Origin of the sequence: Bacillus pinisoli, assembly GCF_023036475.1 — a bacterium.
In the GTDB taxonomy this organism is placed as follows: domain Bacteria; phylum Bacillota; class Bacilli; order Bacillales; family SA4; genus Bacillus_BS; species Bacillus_BS pinisoli.
Genome location: NZ_JAJQKI010000002.1, coordinates 200,920 through 218,714, shown reverse-complemented (window position 1 = coordinate 218,714; position 17,795 = coordinate 200,920). Strand labels below are relative to the sequence as shown.

Below are 17,795 nucleotides of genomic sequence, written 5' to 3'. Positions count from 1 at the left end.
TTGGCTGAGTTAGGACAGCATTTAAAGCAAGCAAGAGAAGAAAAAAATATATCACTAGAAGAGTTACAAGGTATCACGAAAATTCAAAGACGATATTTGCAAAATATCGAGGATGGAAATTTTGATGCATTACCGGGTATCTTTTATGCGCGAGCTTTTGTAAAACAATATGCTGAAGCTGTAGGCTTAGATTCTGAAAGGATATTTGAAGAATTTAAGCATGAATTACCTAATACTCAAAAAGAGGCTCTACCAGAACAACTATCCCGTGTAAAGCGAGCTAGGGCGGAAGTAAATACAAAGGATTCTAAAATTCTGCAAGTTTTTCCTAAAGTTCTTGTAACACTGATAATAATTGGCATCGCCTTTACTGTATGGAAGGTGGTACAAAGCAATCCACCAGCAGATCAAGTGGAGGAGTCACCAGAAACAGAAACGGGTGGGGCTGAGGTAGAAGAAAATAAGGATAATCCTCTCCAAACAGCTTCTGAATCAAATGAAGAAGAGGAATCTACTGAAGTAGAAGAGGAAACAACAATGGAAACAGAAGAGGAAGTTGTTGAGCCAATACAACAAGTTGAGCTGATTGAATCATCAGGACGCAAATTCACGTACAAATTATCTGGTACAAATCAATTTGTAGTGGAAGTTTCAACAAATGGCGAAACGTGGCTAGATTTAAAAAATGGTAAGAATAAAAAGTTCTTTAGCGGAATGTTGAATGCTAAAGAAACGGAAGAAAAAATACCAGATATGGCATCCTACGATTATACAAATGAAACTGAAGCCTTCATTAAATTAGGTAGAGCCATGGATTCGATCTTAAAGATAAACGGCCAGCAAATTGAACTCCCGTCGGAGCCGAAGGATGTCCAAGAAATAACCGTTATTTTTGAAAAGAGTGCTGAATAAAAAAGGCTCCTTTTAAAGTTAGTTAGTGTCATTGATTGGTTTGGGTTTAAGCCCAATCGATCACTTTCCAAGTTAATTGCTATTGGAAAGGTGCTTGTACTTTTGTGTTTTGAAGCCCACTACATAATTGTGGGTTTCTTTTCTGCTTTATGGCAAAATGTGATTAAGGGGGTTTAACCATTGAATTTACCAAATAAGATTACCGTTTCACGAATTTTTCTCATACCATTATTCCTAGTTGTTACCCTTGTACCTTTTTCATGGGGGGAACTTAGCTTAGGGGAGTACTCTATTCCAGTTACACATCTTGTTGGGGCCATTATTTTTATTATTGCTTCATGTACAGACTGGATTGATGGATATTATGCTAGGAAATTAAACCAAGTTACTAACCTAGGAAAATTCTTAGATCCATTAGCTGACAAACTGCTTGTTTCTGCTGCGTTAATTACACTTGTAGAATTACAGCTTGCACCTGCTTGGATGGTGATTGTCATCATTAGCCGTGAGTTCGCTGTCACTGGTCTTCGACTAGTATTAGCGGGTGAAGGTGAGGTTGTTGCAGCGAATATGTTAGGGAAAATAAAAACTTGGGCTCAGATTATAGCTGTTTCAGCTCTTTTACTACATAATTTTCCTTTCGTCTGGCTTAATATACCATTTGACATGATTTCTCTATGGGTAGCTGTGTTTTTCACTATTTATTCTGGATGGGATTACTTTAATAAGAATAAGGCAGTACTTCTTCAATCAAAGTAAAAGGAGGCTCCTGTATGAATGCAGAGATTATTGCGGTAGGTTCTGAATTACTTCTCGGACAAATTGCGAATACAAACGCCCAGTATTTATCAAAGCAGCTTGCTGAACTGGGAGTAAATGTTTATTATCATACGGTTGTAGGGGATAATGCAGATCGGCTCCGTCAGTCTATTAAACTGGCAGAATCAAGGGCTGACTTACTTATATTTACGGGTGGATTAGGACCAACCAAAGATGATTTAACAAAAGAGACTATTGCCTCCAGTCTAGGGAAAAAGCTTGTAATGGACCAAGAAGCGCTAGAATCGATTGAAGAATATTTTCAAAAAGTAAATCGAGTAATGTCTGAGAATAACAAAAAGCAAGCATTGGTCATTGAAGACTGTAATGTTTTACCGAATCGTAATGGAATGGCACCAGGTATGTTTCTATCAATTGGTGATCATCACTACATGCTACTTCCCGGACCTCCAAAGGAAATGCAACCTATGTTCCAGAATTTTGGGAGACAGGCCATCTTGAATGAATTGAAGATACAAGAAAGAATCGAATCAAGAGTTCTGCGTTTTTTTGGTATCGGAGAATCTCAATTAGAAACTGAGATTACAGATTTAATAGATGCTCAATCGAATCCTACCATTGCTCCGCTCGCAGGTGATTATGAAGTTACACTCAGATTAACAGCTAAGCATAGTACTCTAGTGGGAGCTACTCTCTTATTAGACAAGGTCGAGAAACAAATCATGGATCGTGTTGGAGAATTCTTCTATGGATATGGAGAAACGTCACTTTCTATTGAGGTAATGAGTCTATTACAAGAGAGAGGTCTTACTATTACTTCTGCAGAAAGCTTAACGGGTGGGCTGTTTTCGCAAACTTTAACGGCAATTTCAGGCGCCTCTTCAGTGGTGAAAGGTGGAATTGTTTGTTATAGCAATGAAATCAAGAAACTGGTATTAAACGTTTCTCAGGAGACATTAGAAAAAGATGGCGCGGTTAGTGAGCAATGTGCTAGAGAGCTTGCAGAAAATAGCAGGCGATTAATGAAGACTGATATCGGCATTAGTTTTACAGGAGTTGCTGGACCAGACTCAATAGAAGGAAAGCCAGTAGGAACTGTCTTTATAGGTTTGTCTATGCCAAACGATACAGCTGCATTTGAAATAAAGTTAGCAGGTAGCAGAATAGCCATTCGCGAACGTTCTGTGAGGTATGGGTTATACTACTTGTTAAAAGCTCTTAAAAGTGAATGATAGTAGAAATAAACCAATAGTAAAAGCTACTATTGGTTTATTTATAAGGCTCTTTTCTAAAACTTATTTTTCTAAAACCCACCCTATTTTGTACGCAAAACCAAAGTGATAATTGATACGAAAACAGCCATTTATAAAAATTTTTTACATGTAATATTAATTTTTGTTAAAGGTTTCTAGTTGAAAACATAATTTTACCTAAAAGAAAATGGTATTTTCAATGAATATTACCAATTAAAATTAGCGAATGGATGTTCGTTTTTAACTTGGCAAATAAATAAAAAAAGAGTATAGTATAAGTAGTTTCATAGAATAAAGGAGGAAATGTAAGTGGGAGATCGTCAAGCCGCCTTAGAAATGGCTCTAAAACAAATAGAAAAACAGTTCGGAAAAGGTTCCATTATGAAATTAGGGGAACAAACAGATCGTAAGGTATCTACATCTCCAAGTGGTTCTCTAGCACTTGATGTTGCATTAGGGGTTGGAGGATATCCTCGAGGAAGAATAGTTGAAATATATGGTCCGGAATCATCTGGTAAAACAACAGTAGCACTTCATGCAATTGCAGAAGTACAAGCAAACGGTGGACAAGCAGCATTTATTGATGCAGAACATGCTTTAGATCCGGTTTATGCGCAAAAGCTTGGAGTAAATATTGACGAGTTATTACTTTCTCAGCCAGACACTGGAGAGCAAGCACTTGAGATTGCTGAAGCTTTAGTACGAAGCGGAGCAGTCGATATTATCGTCATCGACTCCGTTGCTGCCCTTGTTCCAAAGGCTGAAATTGAAGGAGAGATGGGAGATTCTCACGTAGGACTCCAGGCACGTTTAATGTCACAAGCACTTAGAAAGCTTTCTGGTGCGATTAATAAATCAAAAACACTTGCAATCTTTATTAACCAAATTCGTGAAAAAGTAGGGGTTATGTTCGGAAATCCAGAAACGACTCCTGGTGGTCGTGCACTTAAGTTCTATTCGTCTGTACGTTTAGAAGTTCGTCGTGCTGAGACTTTAAAGCAAGGAAACGATATGGTTGGAAACAAAACAAAAATTAAAGTAGTAAAAAATAAAGTAGCACCTCCATTCCGTACAGCTGAAGTTGATATTATGTACGGAGAAGGAATCTCTAAAGAAGGAGAAGTGCTTGACATGGCATCTGATTTAGATATCGTGTTAAAGAGTGGGGCTTGGTATTCGTACAAAGAGGAACGTCTTGGACAAGGCCGTGAAAATGCAAAGCAATTTTTAAAAGAAAACCAATCTATGCGCCTTGAGATTCAACAGGCAGTTCGCGCTCATTACGGACTTGATGAAGTAAAAGTGCTTCCTGAAAATGAAGATGAAATGTTTGATTTACTAGAAGATAAATAAGCACACAAGAAGGAGCCCAGAGTATAATGCTGGTGCTCCTTTTTTACTTTCTATTATGATAGTCCGTTTGAGATTAATAGTGCTTGGTATGCTCAAAGTGAAAAATAGAAATTGAAGTTGTCTAACTATTGGGACAACCCTTGACAATAAAATTTTCCACCTATACAATTAATATGTATATTTACTATCTTATTTATACTGTAAGATGCGAACATACGCAATTTGAAACCCGATTGTTCCAACGTAAGACGTTCATTACAATTATGAACAAAAATCATATGGCCTGTGGCTGTATATTGGACAAACAAAGCTGAGTTCCAGCTGACATTTGTTCATTTAATTTTTGACTTAGAGTGTGTTCAAGGTGAGTCAGTTAGTCCATTTCAAGTCGGCTCCAAATATGTTACCACACTGTACAGAATGTAAGAATACTTCGTGTGAACGATAAGTTTACAAAGAGATAACTGAAGGTAAATAGACATTACTGATACATGAGGATCAATAAGGTAGCCAGCGGGGAAACAATGGCTTTCTTAGACTAGTTGAACATCCTCTTAAGCAATGGGAGGTGAAATGATGAATACATTAATTACACTCATCTCCATTTTGCTTACCGCAATCATCAGTGCAGTTGTTGGATATTTCGTTCGTAAATCTATTGCAGAAGCTAAAATTGCCGGTGCTAAGTCTTCAGCCGAGCAAATAGTAGAGGACGCAAAACGGGAAGCAGATGCGACTAAGAAGGAAGCACTGCTAGAAGCGAAAGATGAAATTCATACTCTCCGTACAGAGGCAGAACAAGAAATTCGTGATCGTAGAAACGAACTTTCAAAGCAGGAAAATCGTTTATTACAAAAAGAAGAGAACCTGGATCGCAAAGATGAACAACTAGATAATCGTGAGGCGATGTTAGAAAAGAGAGAGGGATCTCTAGCACAAAAACAACAGCATATTGAAGAGATGGAAAGCAAAGTGGAAGAGATTGTGAGAAAGCAACAAACGGAGCTTGAGCGTATCTCTAGCTTAACTCGCGATGAAGCAAGGAATATTATCCTTGAAAAAATGGAGAACGAGCTTTCCCACGAAACAGCAATGATGATTAAAGAAAGCGAACATCGTGCGAAGGAAGAAGCTGATAAGAAAGCAAAAGAAATCCTTTCTTTAGCAATTCAACGATGTGCAGCAGATCACGTTGCAGAGACAACGGTTTCCGTCGTAAATCTACCAAACGATGAAATGAAAGGACGCATCATTGGTAGGGAAGGAAGAAATATTCGTACACTAGAGACGTTAACAGGAATTGATCTTATTATTGATGATACACCTGAAGCGGTTATTCTATCCGGATTTGACCCAATTCGTCGTGAGACAGCACGTATGGCTTTAGATAAGTTAGTACAAGATGGTCGTATCCATCCTGCTCGAATTGAAGAAATGGTTGAAAAATCAAGAAGAGAAGTGGACGAGTACATCAGAGAGGTTGGAGAACAAACTACCTTTGAGGTTGGTGTACATGGATTACATCCAGATCTAATAAAGATTCTTGGGCGTTTAAAGTATCGTACGAGTTATGGACAAAATGTTCTTAAACACTCAATGGAAGTGGCATACCTTGCTGGGTTAATGGCAGCTGAACTTGGTGAAGACGAGATTCTTGCCCGCCGAGCAGGATTACTACATGATATCGGAAAAGCTATTGATCATGAGGTAGAAGGAAGTCATGTTGAAATTGGTGTAGAACTAGCAACTAAGTATAAAGAACATCCTGTTGTAATTAATAGTATTGCTTCCCATCACGGAGACACAGAACCAAAATCAGTGATTGCTGTCTTAGTTGCAGCAGCTGACGCACTTTCTGCGGCTCGTCCTGGTGCAAGAAGTGAGACTTTAGAAAACTATATTCGTCGATTAGAAAAGCTTGAAGAGATTTCTGAATCCTATGAAGGTGTTGAGAAGTCGTTTGCTATTCAGGCTGGACGTGAAGTGAGAATTTTAGTTAAACCAGACACGGTGGATGATCTACAAGCTCATCGTTTAGCAAGAGATATCCGGAAACGCATTGAAGAAGAACTGGATTATCCAGGTCATATCAAAGTAACGGTAATCAGGGAAACGAGAGCAGTAGAATATGCAAAATAAAGCGACGTCAAACGTCGCTTTATTTTTTTGTAAGAACACTTTGTAATAAAGCTAGGAATGTGACAAACTATTCAAAAGGCTGTTTTCGTGATTGTTCATCGTGTAAAAATCCTAAAAACCGGGTTTTATCCGCAAGTACAATATTATGTACACTGCATAAAGAGTCTGCCCTTTTCTAAAGTAAGCTTTACTTGTATCTTATTGTAATGGTGTTTCAGAAAAAATGTAGTTGTAAAACAACAAAGCTTAAGAAAAGAGCCTCAAAAAATACATATGAAATGAATGGGGTAATAGAAATGAAGATTTTATTTATTGGAGATGTGGTAAGTTCTCCAGGGCGAGATATGGTTCAGAAGTATCTTCCACAATTAAAACAGAAGTATAAACCTACTTTGACAATTATTAATGGGGAAAATGCTGCAGGTGGAAAAGGAATAACAGAGAAGATTTATCGTCAATTTTTAGAATGGGGAGCTCAGGCTGTTACTCTTGGGAATCATACTTGGCATCATAAGGATATTTTTGAATTTATTGATCAAGCTAAGTACCTTGTACGCCCAGCTAATTTTCCAGAAGGAAATCCCGGTGTAGGTTTGGTCTATTTGCAGGTAAATGCACTCGAGGTAGCGATTATTAACTTACAAGGTAGAACGTTTCTTCCATCCATAGACTGTCCATTTCGAAAAGCAGATGAGTTAATTAAAGAAGCAAAAAAACGTACTCCTTTTATCTTTGTTGACTTTCATGCTGAAGCCACTAGTGAAAAGCAGGCGATGGGCTGGTATTTGGATGGACGCGTTTCAGCTGTTGTCGGTACGCACACACATGTACAAACTGCAGATGATAGAATCTTAGAAAAAGGAACTGCCTATATAACGGATGTAGGGATGACTGGTCCTTATGATGGAATCTTAGGTGTTGAACAAGATGCAGTTCTTAAGAAATTTTTAACGGAGTTGCCTGTACGGTTTGAAGTGGTAAAAGATGGGCGAAATCAGTTAAATGGTGTGTTTATTGATCTAGACCCTAAAACAGGTAAGGCAAATTCAATTAAACGAATTTTAATTAATGATGATCATCCTTTTTTTACGTAATCATTGTTTTTTCGGTTGATTTAGAATTTTTAGAAAAATTACATAAAACAAGCAGGAATACACGAAGTTCCTCGTGAATATAGTACAGTGAAATGATATTTTTTTATATTTGTTCTATTGAACTCACATCATTTACTGAAATGTACAAGGAGGAACTAAAAAAATGGAAATTTTAAAAGTTTCGGCAAAGTCTAATCCAAATTCTGTGGCTGGGGCTCTAGCTGGTGTGCTAAGAGAAAGAGGAGCAGCAGAGATTCAAGCAATCGGAGCAGGTGCCCTAAACCAAGCTGTTAAAGCAGTTGCGATTGCTAGAGGATTTGTAGCTCCAAGTGGGGTGGATTTAATCTGTATCCCTGCTTTTACAGATATTATGATAGATGGTGAAGAACGTACTGCTATTAAACTAATTGTAGAGCCTAGATAAGTATAATGGCAGCAACGTACATCATATGAGTGAACCTGTTTCCGAAGCGAGCAGGTTTTTCTTTTTGTGACTCAAATAACGAAGGAGAGAAGTTGGATGAAGATTTTTGACGCCCACTGTGACGTATTATATAAATTATGGTTAAACCCAACCTTAAACTTTGAAGATAGTCATGAATTACATATTAATTTTAATCGCTTACAAAAAGGACAAGCAAAAATACAATGCATGGCTATTTATATACCTGAAGAAGTACCATTCCAAGAGAGGTTTGAAGTGGCTTTGGAAATGATTAATATCTTTTATGAAAGAATCTTGCCTTACTATCCCTCTATCAAGCTTGTCAGAACAAAGGAGGACATTAACAAGCTAAAAGAAGATGAAATAGGTGTGCTGTTAACATTAGAAGGTTGTGATGCGATAGGAAGTAGTATTAGTCGGTTGAAAACTCTTTTCCATTTAGGTGTAAAATCTGTAGGATTGACCTGGAACTATGGTAACGCAGTAGCAGACGGGATTCTAGAACCTAGGGGGGCGGGCCTTTCTTTATTTGGCAAACAAGTAGTTCAAGAAAATAATCGGTTTAAAGTTTGGACAGATGTCTCACACTTATCAATTAAAGGATTTTGGGATGTGATGGAGATTGCCGATTATCCAATTGCTTCTCATTCTAATGCTATTGAATTATGCTCACATCCTAGAAACCTAAACGATGATCAACTTAAAGCTTTAATCCAAAAAGATAGTATGATTGGGATTACTTTTGTTCCTTATTTCCTTACAGAAAAACCTGAGGCAACTATAAAAGATGTGTTGAACCATATTGATTATATCTGTCAGTTAGGTGGAGAGAAGAATATTGGGTTTGGGTCTGATTTTGATGGAATTACCAGCACGGTACTGGGTCTTGAACATTTCGGTAAGTACGAGAAGTTAGTCAATGAGCTTCAAAAATATTATACTACTAACCAAATATCCAATTTTTGTTACGGAAACTTCTTCAATCATCTGCCGGATTAAAGGGTTAAAAGATTTAATTATTTAAATTCATAAAAATTATTCATAATTTCTCCATAAATTGGCTAGAAAGGGTTGCAATTTCCTTGTGATAGGTCTAGAATTGTAAGCGTTTAGTATATATCTTTTCTATTAATTTAGACAGAAAAATACTATTCAAAAGTTTGTTCAGGAAGTTTCCGATTTCGGAATGCTATTTTATGTGATAGGCTTCTTATTTTTCCTTTTACATAACAATTGGATAACTTTTTGGGCATCCATATATTATTAAACTATAATTTAATAGAATGAACGTAATTCAAAGGGGTGTAAACACATGATCAATCAACTTTCATGGAAAGTTGGAGGACAGCAAGGGGAAGGTATTGAAAGTACAGGGGAGATTTTTTCTATCGCGTTAAATCGTTTAGGATACTATTTATATGGTTATCGCCATTTCTCTTCTCGTATCAAAGGTGGACATACTAACAACAAGATTCGTGTTAGTACAACACAAATTCGTTCTATATCAGATGATCTTGATATTTTAGTAGCATTTGACCAAGAAACAATTGATGTAAACTTCCATGAGTTACGTGATGGTGGTATTGTAGTTGCGGATGCTAAGTTTGAACCAACTATTCCAGATAACTCTAATGTTACTTTATATTCAGTACCATTCACTGAAATAGCAACTGAATTAGGTACTTCTTTAATGAAGAACATGGTAGCAATTGGAGCTAGTAGTGCGGTGTTAGACCTTGATATCAATGTATTTAAGGAAGTAGTTCAAGAAATCTTTGGACGAAAAGGTCAACAAATTGTTGAAAAGAATATGGAAGCGATTAAACAAGGTTTTGAATTCGTTACAACTCAAGCAGGTGACAATATCCAAACTATGCAGCTTGAAAAAGCTGATGGCAAGAAGCGTCTATTCCTAATTGGTAACGATGCAATTGCTATGGGTGCACTAGCTGGAGGAGCACGTTTCATGCCGGCATACCCTATTACACCTGCATCAGAAATTATGGAATACCTGATTAAAAAGCTTCCAAAGTTCGGTGGTACAGTTATCCAAACGGAAGATGAAATCGCAGCTTGTACAATGGCAATTGGTGCAAACTACGCTGGTGTTCGTTCGTTAACAGCTTCTGCTGGTCCAGGACTTTCATTAATGATGGAAGCGATTGGTCTTTCAGGTATTACAGAGCAACCTCTAGTAATTGTAGATACTCAGCGTGGTGGTCCTTCTACAGGTCTTCCAACTAAGCAAGAGCAATCTGACTTGATGGCAATGATCTACGGTACTCATGGAGAGATTCCAAAAGTGGTTATGGCTCCAAGTACAGTTCAAGAAGCATTCTATGATATCGTTGAGGCATTCAACATTGCAGAAGAATATCAAGTGCCTGTTATCTTCTTAACAGACCTTCAATTATCACTTGGTAAGCAAACAGTTGAACCATTAGAATATGATAAGATTGAAATCCGTCGTGGTAAACTTCAAAATGGTGAATTACCAGAGACAGAAAATAAAGAATACTACAAGCGTTTTGAAGTAACAGAAGATGGCGTTTCTCCACGTGTACTTCCAGGTATGAAAAATGGTATTCACCATGTAACTGGTGTAGAACACGATGAAACAGGAAAGCCTTCTGAATCACCAACTAACCGTAACGCTCAGATGGATAAGCGCTTACGTAAGCTTAATAACTTAAAATTCAACACTCCTGTTCATGTTAATGCACAGCATGATGAGGCAGATATCCTTTTTGTAGGATTCAATTCAACTCGTGGAGCTATTGAAGAGGCAATGGGCCGTTTCGAACAAGAAGGGATTAAAGTGAATCATGCGCATGTTCGCTTAATTCATCCATTCCCAACAGAAGAGATCCTTCCATATGTGAAGTCAGCTAAAAAGGTTGTTGTAGTAGAAAACAACGCAACTGGCCAATTAGCAAACATCTTAAAGATGAATGTTGGTTACGCTGAAAAGGTTGCTCCACTATTAAAATATGATGGAAACCCATTCCTGCCGAAAGAAATTCACAACAGAAGCAAGGAGTTGTTATAATCAATGGCAACATTTAAAGATTTTCGTAACTCTGTAAAACCGAACTGGTGTCCAGGATGTGGCGATTTCTCTGTACAAGCTGCTATCCAGCGTGCAGCTGCTAATGTAGGCTTAGAGCCAGATCAACTTGCAGTTGTATCAGGTATCGGATGTTCTGGTCGTATTTCAGGATATATAAATGCTTATGGTTTCCACGGAATCCATGGTCGTTCTTTACCAATCGCTCAAGGTGTAAAGATGGCAAATAAAGATTTAACTGTTATTGCTTCTGGTGGTGACGGAGATGGATTTGCTATCGGTTTAGGACATACGATTCATGCGATTCGTCGTAATATTGATGTTACTTATATCGTTATGGATAACCAAATTTATGGTTTGACAAAAGGTCAAACATCACCAAGAAGTGATGTTGGTTTCAAGACAAAGAGTACTCCACAAGGTTCAATTGAGTCAGCTCTAAATGTAATGGAAATGGCACTAACTGCTGGTGCTACATTCGTTGCACAAAGCTTCTCAACTGATTTAAAAGAGTTAACGGCTTTAATTGAAGCTGGTATTAACCATAAAGGATTCTCTTTAATCAATGTATTTAGCCCATGCGTAACTTACAATAAGGTAAATACGTATGACTGGTTCAAAGAGAACCTAGTAAAGCTAAGTGATGTTGAAAGTTACGATCCACATAACAAAATGACTGCTATGAAGACATTAATGGAAAATAGAGGTCTTGTTACTGGATTAATCTATCAAAACACAGAGCAAAAATCTTACCAAGAGCTTATAACTGGATACAGTGAATCACCACTTTCTGAGTCAGATTTAAATATCTCAGAAGATCAATTTAATGGTCTAGTTTCAGAGTTTATGTAATGATAAAAGAAGCCATTTCCGTCTTAGGAAATGGCTTTCATTTTGATAAAATTGTATAATTAGTGACATCAAAGTTTTCCATTGTTTTAAATATGGTTAACCTATATACTATGGTAATGTGTATAGATTTTTATGTATGTTGTGAACTAGTAATTTTCACCAACTAGGAAGGAGTTTTTTCCATGAACGAAAAGCAGCGTTTAGAGCAGACTGCGCATATAAAGACTGTAGATTCTTCGGACAAAAAATCCGATAAGGACTACAGCAAATATTTCGATTTTAGCGGTGCAAAAGTAGTGAGTCAAGAAGACGGAAAAACTACTTACCGAATCAGCGGACGTAATGTGACGATTAATGAAGCACCTGATCTTGCTGAAGGTAAACGTCGTGGCAAGGAATCTATTAACTATATTGATCAATTTGAACTTGCTCCAGAGTTAAAGGGAATGGGACAGGGGAAAAAGTTTATCATCAACACATATGGTTGTCAGATGAATGAGCACGATACGGAAGTCATGTCTGGTATTTTTATCGGTCTTGGTTTTGAACAAGCTGACACAGTTGAAGATGCAGATGTTATCTTATTAAATACATGTGCAATTCGAGAAAATGCAGAGAATAAGGTTTTTGGAGAAATTGGCCATTTGAAACCTTTGAAAAAGGAAAGACCGGATTTATTAATCGGAGTTTGCGGATGTATGTCACAAGAAGAATCAGTTGTAAATAAAATCCTTCAAAAACATCCGTTCATTGATATGATTTTTGGTACGCACAATATCCATCGTCTACCACAAATTCTAAATGAAGCATATCTCTCTAAGGAAATGGTAATTGAGGTTTGGTCTAAAGAGGGAGATGTTATTGAGAATCTTCCTAAAGTCCGTAAAGGTAGCATTAAAGGCTGGGTAAACATTATGTATGGCTGTGACAAGTTTTGTACGTATTGTATCGTTCCTTACACTCGTGGAAAAGAACGAAGCCGCCGTCCAGAAGAAATTATCCAAGAGGTGCGTCATTTAGCGGCACAAGGATATCAGGAAATTACTTTACTAGGACAAAATGTTAACGCATATGGAAAAGACTTCACAGATATGAATTACGGACTAGGAGATCTAATGGATGAACTACGTAAAATTGATATCCCTCGCATCCGTTTTACAACGAGTCATCCTAGAGACTTTGATGATCGATTAATTGAAGTGTTAGCTAAAGGTGGAAATCTTTTAGATCATATCCACTTACCAGTGCAATCTGGTAGCTCAGAAATTCTAAAGCTAATGGCACGTAAATATTCTCGTGAACATTATCTAGAGCTTGTTAGTAAAATTAAAAAGGCAATGCCAAATGCCTCTTTAACAACTGACATTATAGTTGGATTCCCAAATGAGACAGAAGAACAGTTCGAAGAGACTTTATCTTTGTATCGAGAGGTTGAATTTGATTCAGCTTATACATTCATATATTCTCCTCGTGAAGGTACACCTGCGGCTAAAATGGAAGATAATATTCCAATGGAAGTAAAGAAAGAAAGATTACAACGTCTAAACACGGTTGTTAATGAGACATCTGCGAAAAAGCTTAAGGCCTATGAAGGACAAGTCGTTGAGGTGCTAGTAGAAGGGGAAAGTAAGAATAATCCTGAGGTTCTCGCTGGATATACAGAGAAGAGTAAGTTGGTTAACTTTAAAGGACCGAAGTCTGCAATCGGTAAGATCGTAAAGGTGAAAATTATTAAAGCAAAAACATGGACCCTAGATGGTGAAATGGTTGAGGAAATGGTTGAGGTGAACTAATATGGCAACTTATACAAGAGAAGAAATAATTAACAGAGCAAGAGAATTAGCAAAAATGATCTCACAAACAGAAGAAGTAGACTTCTTTAAGCGTGCGGAATCACAGATTAACTACAATACGAAAGTCCAAGAAATGATTAACAAAATTAAAAACCTACAAAAAAATGCTGTAAACTATCAGCACTATGGTAAGCATGAAGCTTTAAAAAAGGTTGAAGCACAAATTGATCAACTACAGGAAGAGCTAGATGCAATTCCGGTTGTTCAAGATTTTAAGACTTCACAAGTCGATATTAATGACCTTCTTCAATTAGTAGCAAATACGATCTCAAATACTGTAACAAATGAAATCATTGAATCTACAGGCGGAGATGTACTGCGTGGAGAAACAGGTTCAAAAGTTAATGGGTCTGGGTCAAGTAGCTGTGGAGATGGCTGCGGCTGTCATTAATTAAGGCACTTTTATTAACTCTGTTGCTTTTTAGCTAAAATGTCTAATAACGTAACAATCTTTACAAAAACACCCTAATTTACTAAGATGCAGAAGGAATTCCTTCTGCATCTTTTTTTGAACATTATTATAATTGCTCACTTTTTAGTTTGTCCTACTCTAACAAAGGAAGTAATGAAGAAAATTCCTCTACAAACTGATAAATTTTAGTACATATCTGGGCATTCGTGCATACAATGAACTATACCGCCTAATTTTGCTGGTGATGAAATTTTATTCTTTCCTAAAAAATTGTAGCACACTAGTCATTTGTCACGCATAGGATGAATTGTAGATTGAATTGAGGAGGGTTTGTTCTTATGTCCCAATACAGAGAGATTATTACAAAGGCTGTTGTTGGAAAAGGAAAGAAATTCACACAGTCAACACATACCATTTCACCTTCACACAGACCAACTAGCATTCTTGGGTGCTGGGTAATTAACCACGTATACAATGCAAAAAAATGTGGGGATGCTGTGGAAGTTGATGGTCGCTATGATATTAACGTATGGTACTCTTACAACGACAATACAAAAACAGAGGTTGTAACAGAGACAGTATCATACAAAGATGTTGTAAAGCTTAAATACCGAGACGAGAATTTCTTTGGTGAAGACCATGAAGTCATTGCACGTGCAGTTCAACAACCTAATTGCCTTGAGGCAACGATTTCGCCGAATGGTAATAAGGTAGTGGTGCAAGTAGAAAGAGAATTCTTAGTAGAAGTAATCGGAGAAACAAAAGTGTGTGTAGCAGTCCACTGTGACGGCTGTGATGACGACTTTGACTTTGACGTAGATGACGAGGACTTCGAGGATTTAGATCCTAATTTCTTATTAGGCGACGAAGAGGAATAATGACGAACTAGGGAGGTATACTTCCTAGTTTTTTTTATTGTTTAGTATGTCATTTTCGTAAGTCTCATTGCCCTTTCTATTTTTACCAAAGTAGAACTTTGTTGAATTATGTTATAATGAAGTCAAAGTTTTTAGTTAGTCAGTAACGGGGGATTAAGTAATGGCCACATATACGCCAATGATACAGCAATATTTAAAGATAAAGGCAGAGTACCAAGATGCCTTTTTATTTTTCCGTTTAGGAGATTTTTACGAAATGTTTTTTGAGGATGCAGTACGAGCAGCACATGTCCTTGAAATTACGTTAACGAGCCGAGAAGGTGGAGTTGATGAGCGAATTCCAATGTGTGGGGTACCTTATCATGCGGCACCTAACTATATCGAGCAGCTCGTTTTAAATGGATACAAGGTTGCCATTTGTGAACAAGTTGAAGACCCAAAACAGGCAAAAGGAGTTGTGAAAAGAGAAGTTGTCCAACTTATTACGCCTGGTACTGTAATGGAAGGGAAAAGTCTAGAGGATAAGCAGAATAATTACATAGCCTCTCTTACTGTAATGGAGGATTTGACCTATGGTTTCTGCTACAATGACTTGTCAACGGGTGAACTTCAGGTAACAGTATTAAATGACTGGAATGAAGTAATAAGTGAATTATTATCAACAGGGGCTAAAGAAATTGTTGTCTCTTCTGAGCTTCCTGAACAAAATAGAAAGCAACTACAAGAGCGCTGTTTTGTAACCGTTTCGTATGAAGACTTGAAGATACAGCTTGATGAAGTTACTCCTATTGTAGAATCACTACAAGAGGATAAGCAAAAAGTTACGGTATCGCGATTATTGCATTACTTAATTCGCACACAAAAACGAAAGTTAGATCATATCCAAGTACCAGAGTACTATACCGTACAGCAATTTATGAAAATAGATATGTATTCTAAACGTAATCTAGAGCTAATTGAAACAATCCGTTCAAAAGGAAAAAAAGGATCATTACTTTGGTTACTAGATGAAACAATGACCGCTATGGGTGGGCGTCTTCTAAAGGCTTGGATCGATCGACCGCTAATTGATGCTAATAAAATAAAGACACGTCAAAATATGGTTGAAGCACTATTAGCGCAGTTCTTTCAGAGAAGTGAACTTCGTGAAAAACTTAAGGAAGTTTATGATATAGAACGCTTAGCGGGGAGAGTCGCATTCGGAAATGTAAATGCAAGGGACTTAGTGCAACTTAGACGTTCACTACAGCAGATTCCGTTCATTCAAGCAACAGTTTCAGAGCTTGAACTCCCGTATGCAAAAAAGTTGGCTGCCGATATGGATGGCTGTGAAGATTTGCTAGTTTTATTAGAGCAAGCCTTAAAAGAGCAGCCGCCACTTAGTGTAAAAGAAGGAGATATGATAAAGGACGGTTATTCCGAACGATTGGACAAGTATAGAGATGCAAGTCGTAACGGAAAGACATGGATTGCCGAACTAGAGCAAAAAGAACGTGAAATCACTGGAATTAAATCTCTTAAAATTGGATATAACCGAGTATTTGGGTATTACATCGAGGTAACTAAGTCAAACATTGGCTTGCTGGCAGAAGGTAGATATGAAAGAAAGCAAACGCTAGCAAATGCTGAAAGATATATTACCCCGGAGTTAAAAGACAAAGAAGCTCTTATCCTAGAAGCTGAAGAGAAGATTGTCCAGTTAGAATATGAATTATTTATTTCGCTTCGTGATCAAGTAAAAGTATATATACCTAGACTTCAACGACTAGCTAAAATGATTAGTGAAATTGACGTTCTACAAGCTTTTGCTGTAGTTAGTGAGGAACGTCATTTTGTAAAGCCGGTTATGTCAAACGATCATACATTAAAGGTGTTAAACGGACGACATCCTGTAGTGGAGAAAATGATGGATTCTCAGGAATATGTAGCGAATGATTGTATGATGAATGATGACCGTCAAGTTTTACTTATTACAGGACCAAATATGTCTGGTAAAAGTACCTATATGCGTCAAATTGCTTTGACAGCAATTTTAGCCCAGATCGGTTGCTTTGTATCTGCCGAAGAGGCCATTTTGCCAATATTTGATCAAGTGTTTACTAGAATTGGTGCTGCAGATGATTTAATTTCTGGTCAAAGTACGTTTATGGTAGAAATGTTAGAAGCAAAAAATGCAATATCGAATGCAACTCATAATAGTTTAATATTATTTGACGAAATTGGCAGAGGAACTTCTACCTATGACGGTATGGCATTAGCACAAGCAATTATTGAATATATACATGAACATATTAAAGCCAAGACCCTGTTTTCTACCCATTACCATGAACTTACTGCACTTGAAGAAGAGTTACCTCACTTGCAAAATGTCCATGTAAGAGCGATTGAGCAAAATGGGAAAGTAGTATTCTTACACAAGGTTCAAGAAGGTGCTGCTGATAAAAGTTATGGTATTCATGTTGCAGAACTAGCTGAGTTACCGTTGCCTTTAATCTCAAGAGCAAGAGAATTACTTGCAACATTTGAAGGAGAAAAAATCAGTAAACATCCAGCTAAGAAGTTATCTACAATTAAGGAAGAGGAAACGCAATTATCATTCTTTACAGAAGAAGCGGCAGCAACTAAAGAATCTGTAATACCAGATAAGGAAAAAGAGATTATTAAGCTTATTAAGACAATTCCCTTGATGGAAATGACACCAATGGATGCGATGAATAAGCTTTATGAATTACAAAAGAAATTAAAATGATTTTAAAG

13 protein-coding genes and 1 pseudogene are annotated in these 17,795 nt (G+C 37.2%); all 14 read left to right on the top strand.

Annotated elements, in window-relative coordinates; translation table 11 throughout:
* On the top strand, positions 1–912 hold the full coding sequence (locus LT143_RS03525; RefSeq protein WP_246939745.1) for a helix-turn-helix domain-containing protein: 912 nt from the start codon (positions 1–3) through the stop codon (positions 910–912).
* Positions 913–1,092: 180 nt separating this feature from the next.
* Positions 1,093–1,671, top strand: a complete 579-nt coding sequence (gene pgsA, locus LT143_RS03520) for a CDP-diacylglycerol--glycerol-3-phosphate 3-phosphatidyltransferase (RefSeq protein ID WP_246939743.1) — start codon at positions 1,093–1,095, stop codon at positions 1,669–1,671.
* Between the two features lie 14 nt (positions 1,672–1,685).
* Positions 1,686–2,924, top strand: a complete 1,239-nt coding sequence (locus LT143_RS03515; protein WP_246939741.1) for a competence/damage-inducible protein A — start codon at positions 1,686–1,688, stop codon at positions 2,922–2,924.
* Between the two features lie 330 nt (positions 2,925–3,254).
* On the top strand, positions 3,255–4,298 hold the full coding sequence (gene recA / locus LT143_RS03510) for a recombinase RecA (RefSeq protein WP_246939739.1): 1,044 nt from the start codon (positions 3,255–3,257) through the stop codon (positions 4,296–4,298).
* Positions 4,299–4,871: 573 nt separating this feature from the next.
* Positions 4,872–6,437, top strand: a complete 1,566-nt coding sequence (rny, locus tag LT143_RS03505; protein WP_246939737.1) for a ribonuclease Y — start codon at positions 4,872–4,874, stop codon at positions 6,435–6,437.
* A gap of 296 nt (positions 6,438–6,733) precedes the next feature.
* On the top strand, positions 6,734–7,531 hold the full coding sequence (locus LT143_RS03500) for a TIGR00282 family metallophosphoesterase (protein WP_246939735.1): 798 nt from the start codon (positions 6,734–6,736) through the stop codon (positions 7,529–7,531).
* Between the two features lie 163 nt (positions 7,532–7,694).
* Positions 7,695–7,955 carry a stage V sporulation protein SpoVS gene (spoVS, locus tag LT143_RS03495; protein ID WP_019242228.1) on the top strand — a complete coding sequence of 87 codons (261 nt, stop codon included), beginning with the start codon at positions 7,695–7,697 and terminating at the stop codon, positions 7,953–7,955.
* A 96-nt stretch (positions 7,956–8,051) separates the two neighbouring features.
* Positions 8,052–8,975 carry a dipeptidase gene (locus LT143_RS03490; protein ID WP_246939733.1) on the top strand — a complete coding sequence of 308 codons (924 nt, stop codon included), beginning with the start codon at positions 8,052–8,054 and terminating at the stop codon, positions 8,973–8,975.
* A 313-nt stretch (positions 8,976–9,288) separates the two neighbouring features.
* Positions 9,289–11,042, top strand: a pseudogene (locus tag LT143_RS03485) (2-oxoacid:acceptor oxidoreductase subunit alpha).
* The gene (locus LT143_RS03480) at positions 11,029–11,895 is read left to right on the top strand and encodes a 2-oxoacid:ferredoxin oxidoreductase subunit beta (protein WP_246939729.1); all 867 of its coding nucleotides are present in this window, start codon (positions 11,029–11,031) and stop codon (positions 11,893–11,895) included. Before LT143_RS03485 ends, LT143_RS03480 begins: the two are co-directional and overlap by 14 nt.
* 182 nt (positions 11,896–12,077) lie before the next feature.
* Positions 12,078–13,688: a tRNA (N6-isopentenyl adenosine(37)-C2)-methylthiotransferase MiaB gene (gene miaB, locus LT143_RS03475; RefSeq protein WP_246939726.1), complete on the top strand. Its 1,611-nt coding sequence runs from the start codon at positions 12,078–12,080 to the stop codon at positions 13,686–13,688.
* A 1-nt stretch (position 13,689) separates the two neighbouring features.
* A complete protein-coding gene (locus LT143_RS03470; RefSeq protein ID WP_246939723.1) occupies positions 13,690–14,139 on the top strand; it encodes a YlbF/YmcA family competence regulator in 450 nt (149 codons plus the stop codon).
* Between the two features lie 359 nt (positions 14,140–14,498).
* Entirely contained in the window at positions 14,499–15,038 is a 540-nt protein-coding gene (locus tag LT143_RS03465; RefSeq protein WP_246939720.1) for an outer spore coat protein CotE, read from the top strand.
* A 160-nt stretch (positions 15,039–15,198) separates the two neighbouring features.
* Positions 15,199–17,787 carry a DNA mismatch repair protein MutS gene (mutS, locus tag LT143_RS03460; protein WP_246939717.1) on the top strand — a complete coding sequence of 863 codons (2,589 nt, stop codon included), beginning with the start codon at positions 15,199–15,201 and terminating at the stop codon, positions 17,785–17,787.
* Positions 17,788–17,795: the final 8 nt, after the last annotated feature.